The sequence below is a fragment of the Pseudomonas sp. L5B5 genome, assembly GCF_020520285.1.
Taxonomy (GTDB): domain Bacteria; phylum Pseudomonadota; class Gammaproteobacteria; order Pseudomonadales; family Pseudomonadaceae; genus Aquipseudomonas.
Genome location: NZ_CP084742.1, coordinates 1,670,084 through 1,688,218 on the forward strand (window position 1 = coordinate 1,670,084; position 18,135 = coordinate 1,688,218).

The 18,135-nt window shown below is 64.9% G+C and carries 18 protein-coding genes and 1 pseudogene; 11 read left to right on the forward strand and 8 right to left on the reverse strand.

Annotation, left to right across the window (positions count from 1 at the left end):
• Positions 1–60: 60 nt before the first annotated feature.
• Positions 61–1,019, reverse strand: a pseudogene (locus LGQ10_RS07505) (MDR family oxidoreductase).
• A gap of 199 nt (positions 1,020–1,218) precedes the next feature.
• On the opposite strand from LGQ10_RS07505, the gene LGQ10_RS07510 reads away from it, so the two are divergent.
• From LGQ10_RS07510 to LGQ10_RS07520, 3 genes are read left to right on the forward strand one after another with little or no spacing between them, the layout of a single operon-like run.
• Complete coding sequence (locus LGQ10_RS07510) at positions 1,219–2,154, forward strand: ankyrin repeat domain-containing protein (RefSeq protein ID WP_226525161.1); 936 nt, start codon at positions 1,219–1,221, stop codon at positions 2,152–2,154.
• 28 nt (positions 2,155–2,182) lie between these two features.
• A complete protein-coding gene (locus LGQ10_RS07515) occupies positions 2,183–2,659 on the forward strand; it encodes a hypothetical protein (RefSeq protein ID WP_058435214.1) in 477 nt (158 codons plus the stop codon).
• Between the two features lie 31 nt (positions 2,660–2,690).
• A complete protein-coding gene (locus LGQ10_RS07520; RefSeq protein WP_226525162.1) occupies positions 2,691–3,632 on the forward strand; it encodes a class I SAM-dependent methyltransferase in 942 nt (313 codons plus the stop codon).
• A 183-nt stretch (positions 3,633–3,815) separates the two neighbouring features.
• Here the strand turns inward: LGQ10_RS07520 and LGQ10_RS07525 are convergent, their stop codons facing one another.
• The 5 genes from LGQ10_RS07525 to LGQ10_RS07545 all read right to left on the reverse strand — a co-directional run bounded on the left by LGQ10_RS07525 (position 3,816) and on the right by LGQ10_RS07545 (position 8,664).
• The gene (locus tag LGQ10_RS07525; protein ID WP_058438986.1) at positions 3,816–4,274 is read right to left on the reverse strand and encodes a GNAT family N-acetyltransferase; all 459 of its coding nucleotides are present in this window, start codon (positions 4,272–4,274) and stop codon (positions 3,816–3,818) included.
• A gap of 133 nt (positions 4,275–4,407) precedes the next feature.
• Positions 4,408–5,538: an agmatine/peptidylarginine deiminase gene (locus LGQ10_RS07530; protein ID WP_226525163.1), complete on the reverse strand. Its 1,131-nt coding sequence runs from the start codon at positions 5,536–5,538 to the stop codon at positions 4,408–4,410.
• Positions 5,539–5,576: 38 nt separating this feature from the next.
• On the reverse strand, positions 5,577–6,638 hold the full coding sequence (locus LGQ10_RS07535; RefSeq protein WP_226526105.1) for an extracellular solute-binding protein: 1,062 nt from the start codon (positions 6,636–6,638) through the stop codon (positions 5,577–5,579).
• A gap of 62 nt (positions 6,639–6,700) precedes the next feature.
• The gene (aguB, locus tag LGQ10_RS07540; protein ID WP_058435813.1) at positions 6,701–7,609 is read right to left on the reverse strand and encodes an N-carbamoylputrescine amidase; all 909 of its coding nucleotides are present in this window, start codon (positions 7,607–7,609) and stop codon (positions 6,701–6,703) included.
• A complete protein-coding gene (locus LGQ10_RS07545) occupies positions 7,606–8,664 on the reverse strand; it encodes an agmatine/peptidylarginine deiminase (RefSeq protein WP_226525164.1) in 1,059 nt (352 codons plus the stop codon). The genes aguB and LGQ10_RS07545 overlap by 4 nt, the downstream gene beginning before the upstream one ends.
• Before the next feature lie 139 nt (positions 8,665–8,803).
• Between LGQ10_RS07545 and LGQ10_RS07550 the strand changes: the two genes are divergently transcribed.
• Positions 8,804–9,673: a LysR family transcriptional regulator gene (locus tag LGQ10_RS07550; protein WP_226525165.1), complete on the forward strand. Its 870-nt coding sequence runs from the start codon at positions 8,804–8,806 to the stop codon at positions 9,671–9,673.
• A 104-nt stretch (positions 9,674–9,777) separates the two neighbouring features.
• Positions 9,778–10,398 carry a LysE family translocator gene (locus tag LGQ10_RS07555; RefSeq protein ID WP_058435816.1) on the forward strand — a complete coding sequence of 207 codons (621 nt, stop codon included), beginning with the start codon at positions 9,778–9,780 and terminating at the stop codon, positions 10,396–10,398.
• Here the strand turns inward: LGQ10_RS07555 and LGQ10_RS07560 are convergent.
• On the reverse strand, positions 10,395–11,282 hold the full coding sequence (locus LGQ10_RS07560) for a LysR family transcriptional regulator (RefSeq protein ID WP_226525166.1): 888 nt from the start codon (positions 11,280–11,282) through the stop codon (positions 10,395–10,397). The genes LGQ10_RS07555 and LGQ10_RS07560 overlap by 4 nt on opposite strands.
• A gap of 138 nt (positions 11,283–11,420) precedes the next feature.
• Here LGQ10_RS07560 and LGQ10_RS07565 point away from each other — a divergent pair, with 138 nt between their 5' ends.
• The 6 genes from LGQ10_RS07565 to LGQ10_RS07590 all read left to right on the forward strand — a co-directional run bounded on the left by LGQ10_RS07565 (position 11,421) and on the right by LGQ10_RS07590 (position 16,809).
• A complete protein-coding gene (locus tag LGQ10_RS07565; protein WP_226525167.1) occupies positions 11,421–11,948 on the forward strand; it encodes a GNAT family N-acetyltransferase in 528 nt (175 codons plus the stop codon).
• A gap of 105 nt (positions 11,949–12,053) precedes the next feature.
• Positions 12,054–12,764, forward strand: coding sequence for a FadR/GntR family transcriptional regulator (locus LGQ10_RS07570; RefSeq protein WP_226525168.1), 711 nt, complete (start codon positions 12,054–12,056; stop codon positions 12,762–12,764).
• A gap of 96 nt (positions 12,765–12,860) precedes the next feature.
• Positions 12,861–14,054 (forward strand): L-2-hydroxyglutarate oxidase, encoded by a 1,194-nt coding sequence (gene lhgO / locus LGQ10_RS07575; protein WP_226525169.1) that lies wholly within the window; start codon positions 12,861–12,863, stop codon positions 14,052–14,054.
• A 153-nt stretch (positions 14,055–14,207) separates the two neighbouring features.
• Positions 14,208–15,536, forward strand: a complete 1,329-nt coding sequence (locus LGQ10_RS07580; RefSeq protein ID WP_058437603.1) for an MFS transporter — start codon at positions 14,208–14,210, stop codon at positions 15,534–15,536.
• Between the two features lie 85 nt (positions 15,537–15,621).
• Positions 15,622–16,419, forward strand: coding sequence for a nucleotidyltransferase domain-containing protein (locus LGQ10_RS07585; protein WP_226525170.1), 798 nt, complete (start codon positions 15,622–15,624; stop codon positions 16,417–16,419).
• 3 nt (positions 16,420–16,422) lie between these two features.
• On the forward strand, positions 16,423–16,809 hold the full coding sequence (locus LGQ10_RS07590) for a hypothetical protein (RefSeq protein WP_226525171.1): 387 nt from the start codon (positions 16,423–16,425) through the stop codon (positions 16,807–16,809).
• Here the strand turns inward: LGQ10_RS07590 and LGQ10_RS07595 are convergent.
• Positions 16,773–17,555, reverse strand: coding sequence for a DeoR/GlpR family DNA-binding transcription regulator (locus LGQ10_RS07595; RefSeq protein ID WP_226525172.1), 783 nt, complete (start codon positions 17,553–17,555; stop codon positions 16,773–16,775). The genes LGQ10_RS07590 and LGQ10_RS07595 overlap by 37 nt on opposite strands.
• Between the last annotated feature and the right edge of the window lie 580 nt (positions 17,556–18,135).

Genomic DNA, 18,135 nt, shown 5'->3' on the forward strand with positions numbered 1-18,135 from the left:
ATCAGGCTCAGCGGTTCGGTAGGCGCGCGGAGCAGCCGCGCGCGATGTTGCCAGAGAGGATCAGCGGTTCACATTGACCACTACCCGCCCACGGACCTTGCCGTCGAGCAGCTCCTGGGCAACACCGATGGCCTCGCCAAGCGCCACCTCGCGGGTGATCAGTTCCAGGTGATCGCGGTCGACTTCGGCGGCCAGCCGCTGCCAGGCATGGACCCGTTCCTCGTAGGGCCGGGTGACGCTGTTGATCCCCAGCAGGCTAACCCCGCGCAGGATGAAGGGGGCCACCGAGGCCGGGAAGTCCATGCCCTGGGCCAGCCCGCAGGCGGCCACCAGGCCATCGGCGGCGGTGCCGGCGCAGACGTTGGCCAGGGTATGGCTACCCACCGAGTCGATTGCCGCCACCCAGCGCTCCCTGGCCAATGGCCGCCCAGGCTGGGACAACTCGGCACGCTCGATGATCTGGCTGGCGCCCAACTGCTTGAGGTAGTCAGCCTCATGGGGCCGGCCGGTAGCGGCGATCACCGAGTACCCCAGGCGCGCCAGCAGGCTCACGGCAAAACTGCCGACCCCGCCGCCGGCACCAGTGACCAGCACTTCGCCCTGCCCCGGACGCAGGCCGTTACGCTCCAGGGCAACCAGGCACAGCATCGCGGTATAACCGGCGGTGCCGATGGCCATGGCCTGGCGCGCAGTGAAGGCTGCTGCACCCGGGCCTTCTGCGCCAGGCCGCCCCAATGGCTTTCACCCACGCCCCAGCCGTTGAGCAAGACCTGATCGCCCACCCGGAAGCGCGGGTGGCTGCTGGACTCCACCGTGCCCGCCAGGTCGATCCCGGGGACCATCGGGAACTGGCGCACCACCGGACTCTTGCCGGTCATCGCCAGGCCGTCCTTGTAGTTCAGCGTACTGTAGGCGACCCGCACGCCGACATCGCCCTCGGGCAACCGGGCCTCTTCCAGCTGCGTCACATCAGCGCGATAACCTGCAGTGTCTTTGTCGATCACAATGGCGTTGAACATCCTGGACTCCTGCTTGGAAAGTAGTCTGTCGGCAACGGGCAAAGGCCTGGTTCGCCCGCGACACACGGGGGAATGCAAGCGAAGGCGCCATCCTACTCAAGGCCCTGCAAGGCGTCCACGCTCAAGCTGTCATGGCAAACCCGGGCATCGCGGCGTTACCATTGCGCCGAGTTTTTGTTGATCGAACGGATTCCCGACCTTGTCCCACCTTCTGGAAAAAGCTGCCGCTCGCGGCGACCTCGCAGCACTGACCCGCCTGCTGGATGCCGGCGCGGATATCGAATGGAAGCACAAGGGCACCGGCCGCACCGCACTGCTGGCCGCTACCATCGCCGGGCGCCTGCCCACCGTGGCGCTGCTGCTGCAGCGCGGCGCCAACCTGCAACAACCCTGCAAGGCCCTGGGCTACAGCGCGCTGTCCTGGGCTGCGGGCAACGGTGACTGCGCCATCGCCAAGCTGCTGATCGAACATGGCGCGGCCCTCGACCAGGCCTCCCCCGACCTGCGACGCAGCGCCTTGATGAACGCCGCCCAGGGCGGTCACGCGGAAATGGTCGGCCTGCTGCTCAAGGCCGGCGCCGATCCCCGGCAACTGGACTTCGAGCAACGCAACGCCTGGTCCCTGGCGCAAGAAAAAGGCCATGGGCGGATCATGCAGTTGTTGGCAGAAGCCGGTGCCGGGGAACAGGCCCCGGTGCAGCCGTCCCCGCACCTGCCGTGGCCGGAACTGCCGACCGATGCGCACAGCAGCGCCGATCCGGTCACCCAGGTACGGGCCTACACCCTGGCCCTGGAAGCCTGGGAACGGCGCGGCAAGGCCCAGGCTCGCAACGGCCTGGACCAGGATTTCTGGGCCGAACCCCAACAGCTGCTGGAACGCTTCTGTACTTTGCGCGACAGGGCCTATGCCCGCTCGTCCTACGGCTCGCCCACCACCTATTCGAAGGACAGCGAACTGCTGGCCTGCCAGCGGCTCAAGCCGAGCCAGGCCGAAGTGCTGATGCGCGACCCGGCTTCCCGAAGGTTGCGCTACGAGTACCGGTTCCTGGTCAAGCTGGTGGCCGGGCAATGGCGGATCGACAACGTCAAGCGCCGCCTGGCCGGCACCGAGAAATGGACAAACACCCTTCTTTGAATCGCATGTACACAAGGACCCATGCCCGATGAAATACGATGACGCCTCCTGGCACTACGGCGGTGACTTCCCCAGCGACCTGCCACCGAGCGCCGGGGCCACCCATATCGGCCTGTTCCTGGCCTGGATGCTGCTCAACGGCTTTGCCAGCGAAGAACTTGAAGAGGATGCCGCCGCGGAACTGGCGCAACTGCGCTCGCGCAACCTCGACGGCCGTGAGTTCCTGTTCAAGATGCTTGATGAAAAGCTCTACGACGAAGACTTCAACGCCGAAGGCAATGCCTTCGCTGTCGCCTATTACGCGGGAAAGAATCACGACGGCCGCTACAGCGAGGACTATGAGCAGCTCCTGGCGCCGGCCCCCGATACGATCTACCGGGTGGAGAACAGCTGGAGCAACTATGACTTGCTCGCGCCGCGGCTCGAAAAGCGATTGGCGCAATGGCGGGCCATGGGCCGACCGCAATACATCGACTGGGCCTCGTTGCCCGGCAATTGTGGTTAAATGCCGCCCCGAAAAATTGCCGGTCGCGCCGATGAACCCTCAAGCCCTCGCCACCCTCAACCAACACCTGCAGGATGCCCTGGCTGACGTCCCGAGCGAGACCCGGCGCCTGTTCCACGGCCGTGGGCGCTGCTGGCCGGGCCTGGAGCAACTGACCGTCGATTGGCTGCAGGGCGTGTTGCTGGTGTCACTGTTCAAGGAGCCGGAAGCCGAGCACCTGGCGGCCTTGCAGCAAGTGCTGGTGGCGCTGGGCTCGACTGCGCAATGGCGGGCCAGCGGCGCCACCAGCCTGATGCTGCAACACCGCTACCTGCCCGACAGCCTGGCCGAGTGGCTGCTGGGCGAACCAGTGGAGTCCTGCACCATCACCGAGGAAGGCCTGGACTATCGGGTAGACCTGGGCAGCAAGCAGAACAACGGCCTGTTCCTGGACATGCGCTACGGGCGCAACTGGGTGCGGGCCAATGCCCGGGGCCAGAGGGTACTGAACCTGTTCGCCTACACCTGCGGCTTCTCCGTTGCCGCCATTGCGGGTGGCGCCGAGAAGGTGGTCAATCTCGACATGTCGCGGGCCGCCCTGAGCCGTGGCCGCGACAACCACCGGCTCAATGGCCATGATCTGGCACAGGTGAGTTTCCTCGGCCACGACCTGTTCAAGTCGTGGGGCAAGGTCAGGCAAGGTGGCCCCTACGATCTGGTGATCATCGATCCACCGTCATTCCAGAAAGGCAGCTTCGTGCTGAGCAAGGATTACGCGCGGGTGTTGCGGCGCCTGCCGGAGTTGCTGACACCGACGGGCCGGGTGCTGGCCTGCATGAACGATCCGGCGTTCAGCGTGGAGTTCCTGCTGGACGGCATGGCCGAGGCAGCGCCAGGGCTGCGCTTCGAGCAGCGCCTGGACAACCCGCCGGAATTCCCCGATGCCGACCCGCAGTGCGGCCTGAAAGCCCTGGTGTTCAACCAGCAACCGTAGTTTTCCGGGCCTGTTGCGGCCGCTGCGCGACCGGGCGCAGCCTCGCCATGGCTCGACAGCGGCTACAGGCTTCGTGTAGCCGCTGTCGCAGGCTGCGCACGGCTCGGCACGAGCCGCCAGAGTTGCATCCATGGTTTGCCTGGTGCCGCAGGCTGCGCAAGCGCCGCCAGGATCGGCGAGGAGTTAGAGGGGCATCCGGTATTCGATGAATCCGGAGTTGGCCGCCACCCAGTCATAGAGTTTCTGGGCCCGCTTGTTGGTGGAGTGGGTATGCCAGTACAGCCGTGCACAATCGTGCTGGCGAGCGAACGCCTGCACCCACTCGATCAACTGCTTGCCGGTGCCGCCACCGCGAACCTGCGGCGCCACGTACAAGTCCTCCAGGTAGCAGAAATCACCGGTGGCCCAGGTCGAGCGGTGCAGCACCGAATGGACGAACCCCACCAACTCATCACCTTGCACCGCCACGGCCGAATGCACCGGTTCGGCGCAATCGAGAAACCGCTCGAAAGTCCGCTGGCTCACCTGCTCCGGCAGGTCCACCTGGTAGAAGTCCTGGTAGGCCAGCCAGAGTGGCTGCCACTGTTCATGGTCTTCAGGTCGAATGGCACGTACCGTTACCGCCTGCTGTTGATCGCTCATCACACGCTCCTCATGGAAAACCGGGAAGACCACTGCCTCCCGGGAATATCGAAGAACGCCAGCCTAGGGGGAGAACGGCCTGTTTTATCAGGCCAATTCCAGCCTTGGCAGCAGACCACTTTCAATTTCAGGCTCAAAGTGCCGGCAGCTGATGAGTCACGCAGTGGATACCCCCACCTCCCGCCGCAATCGCATCGATATCCAACTGCACCACCTCGCGTCCGGGGTACAGCTGGGTGAGCAGCTGCCGGGCCTTGGCATCGGCCACCGGATCTCCGAACTCCGGAGAAATCACCGCGCCATTGATGACGAAGTAGTTGATGTAGCCGGCGGCGAAGTCGTCATTGCCCCGGCTGAAACGACTCTTGCGCGGGTTCAGCGGCGGCGACAGGGTGTGCACCTGCAGCTTGCGACCATCGGCGTCGGTGGCGTTGCGCAGGATCTCCAGATGCGCGCGGGTCACCGCGTAGTCGTAGGAGTCCGGGTCGTTGTCGAGGTTGGCCACCACCACCCCGGGCGCGGCGAAGCGTGCATAGAAATCGACATGGGCATCGGTGATGTCGTGCCCCTTGATCCCCGGCAGCCAGATGATCTTGCGCAGGCCCAGGCACGCCTTGAGCTCGGCCTCGACTTCAGCCTTGCTCCAGTCGGGGTTGCGATTGCGGTTGACCCAGCTGCTCTCGGTCATGATCCCGGTGCCATGGCCGTCCACTTCGATGCCACCGCCCTCGCCCACCAGCTCGCTGCGCAGGTAGGTGGCGCGCGCGCCGTCGGCCACCTGCCGCGCCAGGCGGGCGTCACTGGAGTGGCGCTGCTTGTTGCCCCAGCCATTGAAGTTGAAGTCCACCGCGCCCAGCTCGCCACGTGGATTGACGACGAAGTTGGCGCCGATATCGCGCATCCAGATGTCGTCCAGCTCGGTGATCACATAGGTGATGTTGCGAGTGCCACACAGCTCCTCGGCCAGGTCGCGCTCATCTTCGCGGCAGAACAGGGTCAGCGGTTCATGGGCGGCGATGGCCCGGGCGATACGGCCCTGGGCTTCCTGCACGTCGCCGGTGAAGTCTTCCCAGATCGCGTCCTGGGCACCAAAGGCCATGAAGGCCCGCTGGTGACGATCGCCTTCGTCAGGCATGGACCAGTCCTCCTCTTCCTGTGCTTGTTCCTGGGCCAGGACCCGACGGGCGCCCAGGCCCAGGGTAGTCACGGCGGCGAAACCGGCCATCAGCGAGGCCTGTTTGATGAATTCACGTCGGGTCGACATCGGTCTTACTCTCAAGGGATTGCATGAAGGGAAACGGCTCAGGGTGCTTTCATCGTAGCCGTCTTGAACTGGGTCCAGGTACGCATCCGTGCCCGCATGTCGGCCTGGGGAATGTCGCGCCCAGGCAGCAGCCGGGCAAAGGTCGCGGCATCCGGGTAGATGTCCGGGTTACCCACCATCCGTGGATCGATCCGCGACCGCGCCTTGGCGTTGGCCGTGGGGTAGCCGGTGAAGTTGCTGATGGCCGCCATGTTTTCCGGGCGCATGACGAAGTTGATGAACGCATAGGCGTATTCCGGATGCCGGGCATCCTTGGGGATCGCCATGGTGTCCATCCACACCGTGGTGCCCTCACGGGGAATCCGGTACTGGAAGTCCACCTGCTTGCCGGCCGCATCGGCGGCGCGCTGGGCCTGGGTCACGTCCCCGCTGTAGCCCAGGGACAGGCACAGGTTGCCATTGACCAGGTCGGTGACGGGCTGTGACTGGAACTTGCGGATGTAGGGACGCAGCTTGAGCAGCAGTTCGCCGGCCGCTTGCAGGTCCGCCGGCTTGGCGCTGCGCGGATCGCGCCCCAGGTAATGGAGTGTCACGGCCAGCACTTCATCGGGCGAGTCGATCACCGAGATCCCGCAGTCGGCGAAATGCGCCGCCAGCTCCGGCTTGAACAGCAGGTCGAGGCTGTTGACCGGCGCGTCGGGCAGGCGCTGGGCAATCTGCCCGGCGTTGTAGGTCAGGCCAATGGTGCCCCAGGTATAGGGCACGGTGGCCTGGCTGGCCCGCGGGTACTGCACGCGCAAGGTCTGCAGGCCGGGCTCGATGTCGTCCAGCTGGGTCAGCCGGGCCGGGTCCAGTGCCTGCAGGCTGCCGGCGCGCATCAGGCGCTCAGCCACGGTATCGCCGGGAAAGATCAGGTCGTAGCCACTGCCGCCCGTCATCAGCTTGGCCTCCAGGACCTCGCTGCCTTCCATGACGTCGTAGATCACCTTGATCCCGGTTTCGGCGGTGAATCGCGCCAGGGTGTCCTCGGCGAAATAGTCAGCCCAGTTGTACAGGCGCAAGGTCTTTTCCTCGGGGGCGGCCTGGACCTGCAATGCCATCAGAAGTAGCGCGAGCGTACCGCCCAGACGGTGTCGCCAAGTGCTGCCAATGCGGTTCATGGTCATGCCTCCCGAGGGTTCCAGCGTGAGTGCAGGTGCTGCCCGTCGAGGCTCAGCAACGGTCCGTACATTTCCGGCCGGCGATCGCGGAAGATGCCCCAGGTCCGGCGCTCCTCGGCCATGGCCGAAAGATCCAGATCGTGCAGGAGCATGCCGGTGCTCTCGCGATCGGCCTCGGCCAGCAGGCGGCCCTTGTGGTCGCAGATGAACGAGGAGCCGTAGAACGCCATATGCAACTGCGAGTCGCTGCGGGCCACTTCCCGACCGACCCGGTTGGCCGCCACTACCGGCAACAGGTTGGCAGCGGCATGCCCGCGCATGGTCATCTGCCAGTGGTCGCGCGAATCCAGGTCGGCCGCCCCGGGTTCGGAGCCGATGGCCGTGGGGAACAGCAACACCTCGGCGCCCTGCAATGCCAGGCAGCGGGCCGTCTCGGGGAACCACTGGTCCCAGCAGATGCCGATGCCCAGGCGGCCGAATGCCGTGTCCCAGACCTTGAAGCCGGTATCCCCGGGGCTGAAGTACTCCTTTTCCTGGTAGCCGACGGCGTTGGGGATGTGGGTCTTGCGGTACACCCCCAGCAGGCGCCCATCGGCATCGGCCACGCTCAGGGAGTTGAAGTAGGCCGTGCCGGCTCGCTCGAACCAGCTCAGCGGCAACACCACCCCCAGCTCACCAGCCAGGGCGGCAAAGCGCTTGAGGACCCGGCTCTGGCCATATTCCTCGGCCAGCGCCAGGTGCTGGTGCTGCTGTTCGATGCAGAAATACGGCGTGGCGAACAGCTCCTGCAGCAGGATGACCTGGGCACCCCGGGCCGCGGCCTCACGCACCAGTTGCTCGGCACGCTCGAGGTTGCCCGCCAGGTCCCAGGTGCAGGGCATCTGCAGGGTCGCGACTGTCAAGATGCTCATGCCGACACCTCCAGCGGCCAGCGTGGCTGCTGCTGGGTAATGCAATGCACGCCCCCGCCGCCATGGGCCAGGTGGTTGATCTGCACCGGTACCACCTGGCGTCCGGGAAAGGCCTTGGCCAGGACTTCGGCCGCGACCTGATCGGCCTCGATACCGTAGGCCGGCATGATGATCGCGCCATTGGCGATGTAGAAGTTGGTGTAGGACGCGCAGAACACCTCGGCCTCGGTGTCTACCGCGGCGGTGGCCTCGAACAGTTCGACCAGCTCGAAGGCGCGACCCTGGGCATCGCGGGCCAATTCCAGGGCGCGGCGGTTCTCGCGCACCACCTCGGCGTACACCGAGCCCTGGTCATGGGTGGCATCGACCAGCAGCAGGCCGGGACGAGCAAAGGCACAGACACCATCGACGTGGCCATCGGTCATGTCGCCGGTCACGTAATCCGGATCGCCGGGCAGCCAGATGGTCTTTTTCACGCCAAGCAGGCGCTCGAAGATCTCTTCCATCTCGGCCTTGCCCAGTCCCGGGTTGCGATTGGGGTTGAGCAGAACCGACTCAGTGGTAATCAGGGTGCCTTCACCGTCCACATGGATGGCCCCGCCTTCGTTGGCCAGGTGGGTACCGAAGCAGTCCAGCCCCAACTGGTCCAGCAGGCGCCGGGCCAGGCTGCGATCGCGTTCGTGGGCCGACTTGTCGCCCCAGGCGTTGAAGCGCCAGCTGACGCCGGCCAGCCCATGTCGAGGATGACAGACGAAACTTGGCCCGGAATCGCGGCACCAGCTGTCGTCCACGGCCTGGATCACCAGCTCGATGTTGGGCCCGCACTGACGCTGGGCCACCGCCACCGCCGAGGGATCGACCACCAGTTTCACCGGCTCGAAACGGGCAATGGCATTGGCCACCCGGGCAAAGTCGGCCTGGACTTCAGCCAGGGTCACACCCCAGACCGACTCCCACAGGTCCTGATTATGCGGCCAGACCATCCAGGTCGCGGCATGGGGTGCCCACTCGGCGGGCATCCACCAACCGCTGTTTCGACTGTCATTGCTTTGCATGGGATTTGCACCTCTCGATTAAGGTTTTGTTATCAGCCAACAAATACCGGTGTAACCAATGGCGCCCATGTTATTGCTTTGAAAATCGACCAACAAACGATAGATTTAGTGAAATTCTGATTAGCTAGACTTATTAATCATGTTAAAACACTGGCCTCCCCTGAACGCCCTGCGGGGCTTCGAAGCTGCCGCGCGCCTGGGCAGCTTCCACCAGGCAGCGCAGGAACTGCACCTGACCCAGTCGGCCATCAGCCAACAGATCCGCAGCCTGGAAACCTTCCTCGAACAGCCGCTGTTCTACCGCAGCGGTCGCAGCGTCACCCTGACCGATGCCGGGCATGACCTACGCAGCACCACCCAGTCGCTGTTGCAGCAACTGGCCGTGGGCATCCGTCGCCTGGAGCAGTACCGCAAGCCCAACCAGCTGGTGGTCAACACCAGCCCGGCATTCGCTCGCCACTGGCTGCTGCCGCGCCTGGGCGAGTTCAATCGCCTGCACCCGGAGGTAGACCTGTGGCTGTTCACCAGCTTCGAGCCACCGGACATGACCACCCAGACCATCGACGTGACGATCCGCGACGACCTCAGCGCCCAGGCCGAATGCAGCTACCTGGAGCTGTACAGCGACCTGCTGTACCCGGCCTGCCACCCCTCCCTGCTGGCACAGCCCCAGGCCCTGCGCACCACCTTGCATGGCGAACGGGAAATGGACTGGAGCCACTGGGTGGTGGAAGGCGGCGTGGATATCGGCCAGCACAGCAACGGCCTGAACTTCTCCGATCCGGGCCTGCTGCTGGACGCAGCCTGCGCCGGCCACGGCATCGCCCTGGTCAGCCAGTTGCTGGCCCAGCAGGCCCGCAGCCAGGGATTGCTGCAGCCGTTATGCGAACAGAGCGTGCGCGGTCCGACCTGGGCCTGGCTGGTCCACCGCGACAGCGAAGGCAGTTCGCTGACCCGCAGTTTCTGCACCTGGCTGCAGGATGCCCTGCAACGCCCCGGCGAAGCCTGAACCGCAAACTGCAAAATGACTTTGCATTCCTGGTGGTAACCCCGGCCATGGCCGCGCCTTAAGCTGGCGCCGGTGCAATCCGCACCGCCTTCAAGGAGCCGAACGTGCCCCCGACCCACGACATCAACTGGTCATTGTGGCTGTCCACCATGCTGCCCCTGGCCCTGAGCGCCGGCCCCGGAAACTTGATGGTCGCCAGCTCCGGGGCCCAGAGTGGCGTGCGTCGCTCCCTGCGTTTCATCATCGGCCTGGATCTGACCTACTTCGTGCTGGCGCTGCTGGTGGGCCTGGGGCTCTACCACAGTCTCGCGCAACACCCGCAGCTGCTGCGGGGCCTGAGGATAGCCGGCAGCCTGTACATCTTCTGGCTGGGCCTGCGCCTGTTGCTGCGGCCGCTGCGCAAACCCGGCGAGCCAGAACGGACGCTGTTGTTCCGCGATGGCGTGGTGCTGCAACTGGGCAACGTACAGGGGCTGATCATGCTGCTGGTGATGTTCTCCACCTTCAGCCCGGCCGCCCGTGCAGGCAGCGCCGCCGTCGTGCTGCTCAGCGCCGCGCTGATCGGGGTGAATCTGTTCGGCCACCTGCTCTGGGCCTGCATGGGCTCGAGCCTGCAACGACTGCTGCGCACCCGTGCGGGGTTGCTCAGCGCACAGAATCTGTTGTTCGGCCTGATGCTGATGGGCGTGGCGGCCTGGATCTTTCTGCGCAACGAGATGGGCTAGGCACCGCCTTGCAAACCCCGCTGGCGCAACACCTGGTCAATGAGTGCCACCACCCGCTCGACCCGATCCAGGCCCTGGGTCGCCAGGTTGCGTAATAACCAGATATCGGCACGATGCATGGGCGTGTGCGGCAATACCCGATGCAACCCCATGGGATCGGCGATGTAGGTGGGCAAGGCGGCGATCCCAAGCCCGGCCTGCACCGCCTGGAGCTGGGCCTCGAGGTTGCCGGTGCTCATCCACAGCGGCTGCCCCCCACTGAGCTGATCCAGCCACCGGGCCAGGGGCATATGGGCCAGGGTCTCGTTCCAGCCGATCAACGAATGCCGTCGCAGATCCTCGGGGGCCTGAGCAACCCCATGAACCTGGGCATAACCTGCAGAGCAGAACAGCGCCTGGGTCAGCGTGCCGACCTTGCGCAAGGTGAAGTGGCTACCGGCCTGCGGCCGATGCAAGCGCAGCACCAGGTCGCTATGGCTCTGGGTGAGCTTGACCGAGCGCGCCGAGTTGACGAAGTCGAAACGGATCTCCCGGTGGCGCGAACGAAATTCCGCCAGGGCCGGAATCAGCAGGTGACTGCCCATCAACTCCGGGCAATCGATGCGCACCACCCCGGCCATCCGGGCATCGGGCCGGGCCATCTGGCGCTCCATCTGCCCGAAGCGCTCCTGCGCCTCGAGCGCCATGGGCAACAAGTCGCGACCGGCCTCGGTGAGGAAATAACCCTGGGTGTTCTTCAGGAACAGCAGCGTGTTCAAGGCCTGTTCCAGCACCAGGATCTTGCGCGAGACCGTCGCCGTGGACACCTTCAACACCCGCCCGGCATCGGTGATATTGCTGGCGTTGGCGACCGCAATGAAGAACCGCAGATCATCCCAATTCACGCGTACCCGCCCTGTCCCCGAGAAACCAGGTCGGAATGTTATGCGAAAAATCCAACGCCAAGATCAGAGTTTTCTCCAAACAGAGGACTGGATTTGTATAGTGACGGCATCCGCCACCCCAAGGACAAGGATTGCCCCATGCTGGAACTGCACACCGAACGCCTGCACCTGTGCACACTGAGCGCCAATGACTGGGAGTTGTTCCTGACCCTGCACAACGATCCGGAGAACCTGCGTTATGTCTTCGACCCACTCTCCCGAGCGCAGATCGAGGAACGCTTCAACTCGCGCCTGCCCCATTGGGATGTGGATTCGAGTCACTGGTTGTGCCTGCTGATCCGCGACCGCCACAGCGGTGAAGGCCTGGGTTTCACTGGCCTGCGAATCAGCGACCGCGACACCGCCGAAGCCGAGGTCGGCTACCTGCTGCTGCCCCAGCATCAAGGCAAGGGCCTGGGCGCGGAGTCCCTGCGCGCGGTGATGGACCATGCCCGCGACACCCTGGGCATCAAGCACCTCATCGCCACGGTCACCGACGGTAATGTGGCGTCCTGCAAGGTCCTGGAAAAAAACGGCTTCGCCCTCAAGCAGCGTAACGAGCGAGCGTTCCAACTCGGCGGTCGGGATTTCGATGACCTGATTTTCGGCTGCCGCCTGAGCGCCTGAACCGGCATTTTCCTGCACTCACCCGCGGCCCCAATCGTGGTTTTTTCTTGACAGGAAAAAATCTCAGCGGCTATTGTCTGACAACCTGACTTCCAAGGCTTAGCCATGCTCGAACTCCAGCGTCCCGACTCTCTTGTCGTCCGGGTCGTCAACGCCATCCGCAATGAGATCGACTCCGGCCGCCTGGCCCCCGAGTCGCGCTTGCCCACCGAACAGCAACTGGCTGAACAGCTCAATGTCAGCCGCTCGGTGGTGCGTGAAGCCATTGCCCAGCTCAAGGCCGACGGTGTGCTGATCGCTCGCCGGGGCCTGGGTTCGTATATTTCCAAGACCCCTGCCGGCACGGTGTTCCGCTTTCCCCAGGGCGACGGGCGCCTGGCGGACCTGGCACAGATGTTCGAGATGCGCCTGTGGATCGAGACCCAGGCTGCGTCCATCGCCGCTCAGCGCCGGGACGACGACGACCTGCAACGCATGCAGGAGGCCCTGCAGGAAATGCACGACAAGCGCAGTGATTTCGAGGCCGCAGCCCTGGCCGACGTGGCGTTTCACCGGGCCATTGCCGAAGCCAGCAAGAACGATTACTTCGTGGCCTTCCACGACTTCCTGCGCAGCCAGCTGGCCAGCGCCCGCAAGACCGCCTGGGAGAACTCGGCGCTGCGCCTGGTAGGCGGTTCCGCGGACGCCGCCCAGGAACACCAGGCCCTGTACCAGGCCATTGCCGCCGGCGATCGCCAAGCCGCCGCCGGCTGTGCCGACGCCCACCTGCGAGCCTCGGCCAAACGCCTGGGACTGGAGCTGCCCACCCTGGATTGACCCAACAACGACAAACCGCAGACAAAGCCTGCGGTTTTTTATCGGACTACTTAGTCTGACAACCTGATAACCAGACTGATACGGACACCTGGAACCATGATCTACGACTTTTGCATCATCGGCGGCGGCATCGTCGGGCTGGCCACGGCCATGGAGATCCTCAAGCGCCAGCCCGGCGCCTCGCTGGTGGTCCTGGAAAAGGAAAACGTGCTCGCCAAGCACCAGACCGGACATAACAGCGGAGTGATCCACGCCGGAATCTACTATGCCCCGGGCAGCCTCAAGGCCGACCTGTGCAAGCGCGGCGCCGAAGCGACCAAGCTGTTCTGCACCGAGCATGGGATCAAGTTCGAGGTCTGCGGCAAGGTGCTGGTGGCCTCCAATGCCCTGGAGATGGAGCGCATGGAGGCCCTGTACCAGCGCTCGCAGCAGAACGGCCTGAAGGTCGAGCGCCTGGATGCCGGGCAACTGCGCCAGCGCGAGCCGAACATCGTCGGCCTGGGCGGACTGTTCCTCGACGCCACCGGCATCGTCGACTACCGCGAGGTCTGCGACACCATGGCCCGGGTGATCCGCCGCGACGGTGGCGAAATCTGCCTCAGCCAGACTGTCACCGCGATCCAGGAGCACGCCGACCGGGTCACCGTCAGCAGCCACGGTGGCAGCTGGCAGGCGAAAAAACTGGTGGCCTGCGCCGGCCTGCAATCGGACCGCCTGGCGGTGATGGCCGGAGTGCAGATCGACCACCAGATCATCCCCTTTCGCGGCGAGTACTTCCGGCTGCCGGCGTCGAAGAACGATATCGTCAACCACCTGATCTACCCGATTCCCGATCCGGAACTGCCATTCCTCGGCGTGCACCTGACCCGCATGATCGACGGCAGCGTCACCGTTGGCCCCAACGCGGTGCTGGGCCTGGGCCGGGAAAACTACCCGAAGTTCTCCATCAACTGGCGCGACGTGGCGCAGTACGCCAGCTTCCCCGGCTTCTGGAAAACCATCTGGCAGAACCTCGGTTCCGGTACCACCGAAATGAAGAACTCGCTGTTCAAGTCCGGCTACCTGGAGCAGTGCCGCAAGTACTGCCCGTCCCTGCAAGTGGAAGACCTGCTGCCCTTTGAAGCGGGGATCCGCGCCCAGGCGGTGATGCGCGACGGCAGCCTGGTCCACGACTTCCTGTTCGCCGAAACCCCACGCATGTTGCACGTGTGCAATGCGCCCTCGCCCGCCGCTACATCGGCGATTCCCATTGGTTCGATGATTGCCGACCGGATCTTCCAGGCCGCTTGAAACCCCCGTGCCACCCCCTTGCCGCGCAGTGCCCAAGCACCGCCAGGCGGGGCCCGTGTCGCCGAAATACCCCTCGACCGCCGTTGCAGGCGCGTCGCGCAAGGCTCGCGTCAACTCGACAATAAATACAATGATTCATGAGGATGTACGGATATGACCGCAGTTGAAACCAGCAGTACTGCAGCGGAAACCCCACAACAAGCCAAGAAACGCCTGCGCAAGGTCGCGGCGGCCACCATCTTCGGTTCGATGCTGGAGTGGTACGACTTCTACCTCTACGCCACCATGGCGGCGATCGTCTTCTCGAAGATCTTCTTCGATAACAGCAACCCGAAAAGCGCCACGCTGATGGCCTTCTCGACCTTTGCCATCGGTTTCATCGCCCGCCCCTTCGGCGGCATCCTGTTCGGCTACCTGGGTGACAAGTTCGGTCGCAAGCAAGTACTGGTGCTGACCTTCTGCCTGATGGGCGTGTGCACCGCGCTGATCGGCCTGATCCCCAGCTATGCCTCCATCGGCATTTGGGCGCCGATCATCCTGGTGGCCATCCGCATCATCCAGGGCCTGGGCGCGGGGGCCGAACTGTCCGGCGCGGCAGTCACCTCCTACGAGCATGCCAGTGAAGGCAAGCGCGGCAGCCAGGGTGCCTGGCCGGCACTGGGGCTGAACCTGGGCCTGCTGCTCTCGTCGCTGACCATCTACCTGCTGACCATCAACGGCAACGAATTCCTGCTGGCTGGCGGCTGGCGCATTCCGTTCGTGTGCAGCATCGTCCTGGTGGCCGTCGGCCTCTGGGTGCGCAACAGCATCCCGGAAACCCCGGAGTTCAAGGAACTGAAGAAGGACGCGCCCAAGGTCCAGGCCTCGCCCCTCAAGGCGCTGCTGAAAAATGACCTCAAGGGCCTGGGCGTGGTGTTCTTCGTGGCCATCGGCTACAACGCCCTGAGCTACATCTTCAAGACCTTCTCCCTGGCGTACCTGACCCAGTACAAGGGCGTGGACGTGCACGTCACCTCGCTGTCGGTGACCATCGCCAGCCTGGTCGCCATCGTTGCCGTGCCGTTCTTCGGCTGGCTCTGCGACAAGTGGAGCAGCAAGACCGTGCTGGTACTCGGCGGCGTGTTCTCGCTGCTGTTCGCCTACCCGTTCCTGGCCCTGCTCAACACCGGCGAAAGCTTGATGATCTACATCGCCATCGGGGTCGGCACCGGCATCCTGGCGCCCATGATGTTCGCGCCCCAGGGTTCGTTCCTCAGCCGCCAGTTCCCCACCGCGACCCGCTCCTCGGGCTTCGGCACCGGGCGCGAGATCGGCACGGCCATCGCCGGCGGCCTGGCCCCGCTGGGCGCCCTGTCGCTGGTCACTGCCTCGGCTACCCACTCCACCGATGGCGTGGTGATCATCCTCGCCGTCGCTGCCGTGCTGGTGGTGGTGTTTGCCCTGTGCGACCAGGGCCGCAAGCACTCGGCATTCAAGAACTGACGCTCGCGACTGCGTCACAGGCGGCCCTGGCTGCCTGTGACGACTCTGCTAAGGTGGTCGGCGAATCCGCCTCACGGGCCACTCCATGCACCCCAGCGCAACCTTTGGCGTCGATGCCGACGGCTTGATCAGCCTCCCTCCCGAGGCGCCCCTGCAAGCCGAATACCACGCCCTGCTCGACGAGCTGCGCGCAGCCCTCGGCGCCCCCAACAGCCCCCCACTGCACAGCCTGTACCTGTACGGCAGTGTCGCGCGTGGCACGGCCAGGCCGGGGGCTTCCGACCTGGACCTGTGCCTGGTGCTGCAACATCCCGCCGACCCGAGCGGACTCCTGCACCTGGAGAACCTGCGCCAGGCGCTGCAAGCCCGGCAGCCGCTGGTGTCGAAGATCGATTTTGACATCGGCCACCTCCAGCAGGTGCTGGCCCGTGAGAACCACGACAGCTGGGGCTACTGGCTCAAGCATCACTGCCGCTGCCTGTGGGGCGAGGACCTGCGCCGGGGCCTGGCGCCTTTCAGGCCCAGCCGGAGGATTGCCCTGGCGGTGAACGGCGATTTTTTCGCGGTGCTGAACGACTATGCCACCCGCCTCGACCGCGAACCGCAACCCCACGAGACTCTGCGATTGCAACGGGAGGCTTCGCGCAAACTCATTCGCGCGACCAACCTGCTGCGCTCGGAACAGGAATCCAGCTGGCCCCACAGCCTGGATGAGCATGTGCAACTGTTTGTGCTGCACTACCCGCAAATGAAGGGGGTCATCGACGAATTTCGCCAGCTCGCCACAGCAACACGCCCTGCCGATGCCGGTTTCAGCAGTCGCTTGCGGCAGATGGCGCAGTGGATGAGCCAGCAAGCCGCCCACCCGTGTCCCAGGGACTGAACCATGGATCTGCACCACACCCGACAACTGCTGCACCAGGACTTGGACCGCAGCCAGCCCCGCGAGGCACTGGTCCTTGTATTAGAGGCCGCGCTGGAGCTGGTGTCGCTGCCAGACAATGATTTCGACTGGTCGAGCTGGACCGGACAGGAGCAGGCTAGCGCCGAGTTGCGTGGGCTGATCGCCACCCTGCAGGCCGGAAGGCTGCCCGAGCGATTGAGTGTGGCGGTGCTCTTCGCCGTCACTGGTCCGCTGCAGGAAGTCAGCCTCAGCAGCGGCTGGGCGCAGACGTTCCTGAAAGTGGCGGACAGGTTCGACGAAGTGCAAGCCCTGCTCTGGCAGCTGCCTGCGGGTCAGATCTGCAGTACCTCGACTCCCAGTTGCCGATAACCTTCAAGCTGCGCGCCCGCCACCTCCTGCTCGGTAACCAACCGGTGCAGGCGAGTGCAGGGCGCCACGACAAAAGGCTCCATGGCCCCGAGCTTGTCGGCGGTGGTCACGGCAATGACTTGCGCGGCGCTGTCGAACATCGCCTGCTTGATCGGCACTTCATCAAAATGCAGGGAACTGATACCGATCTCCGGATGGATCGCGCAGACCCCGGTGAACAGCAGGTCGGCCTTGATTCCCTGGATCATCCGCAGCGCTTCATGACCACTGGCCGCCAATGTCGCCGGATTGAGCAGGCCACCGGCCAGGATCACCCGGACCTTGGGGTACTCGACCAGGGCCACGGCGATCATCGGTGAGGCCGTGACCGCCGTCAGCCTGATATCCCTGGGCAACGACTGGGCGATGTGCAAGGTGGTGGAGCCGGAGTCGAATATCACCGTCATGTCTTCTTGCACCCATTGCGTGGCGAACTGCGCCAGGCGCACTTTCGCCTCGCTGGTTTCGCCGACCCGGGTGAAGCAGTCCTTGCCGCTGTCCCTGGGTCGCGGCAGCGCGCCGCCATGAACGCGCTGGACCAGGCCGCTGGCATCGAGCTCCGCCAGGTCGCGGCGAATGGTGTCTTCGGAAACCGAGAAGTGCCGGCTCAGTTCGGCGGCCATGACCTTGCCGTCGCGCTCCAGCAGCAGGAGGATCTTTTGCCGGCGCAGGGATGGCAGTTCGGCGCTGGAATGCAGGTATTGCATGCTTATGCCCGCTATTGCGTGTTTTTGCGAGATTAGCCAGGCCGGCGCAACGACACAAGCCCTTTGGGGCGCCCGCATCCGAAGGCCCTATGGTGATTTCGAGGGGCGCACCGCGCCTTGATGCTTCGTGTGGTCGCTGCCGCAGGCTGCGCACGGGCGCGCAGCGGCCGCAAGGTTCACTGGCCCCGAAGGCCCTGCAGGCCTTGTCGCAGCCTCGCAGGCTCGGCAGCGGCTACGGAAACCTGCGGTGATTTCGAGGGGCGCGCCTTGACGCCTCGTGTAGCCGCTGCCGCAGGCTGCGTACGGGCGCGCAGCGGCCGCAAGGTTCACTGGCCCCGAAGGCCCTGCGGGCCTTGTCGCAGCCTCGCGGGCTCGGCAGCGGCTACGGAAATCTGCGGTGATCTCAAAGGGCGCGCCGCGCCTTGACGCTTCGTGTGGCCGCTGCCGCAGGCTGCGTACGGGCGCGCAGCGACCGCAAGGTTCACTGGCCCCGAAGGCCCTGCGGGCCTTGTCGCAGCCTGGCGGCTCGGCAGCGGCTACGGAAACCTGCGGTGATTTCGAGGGGCGCGCCTTGACGCCT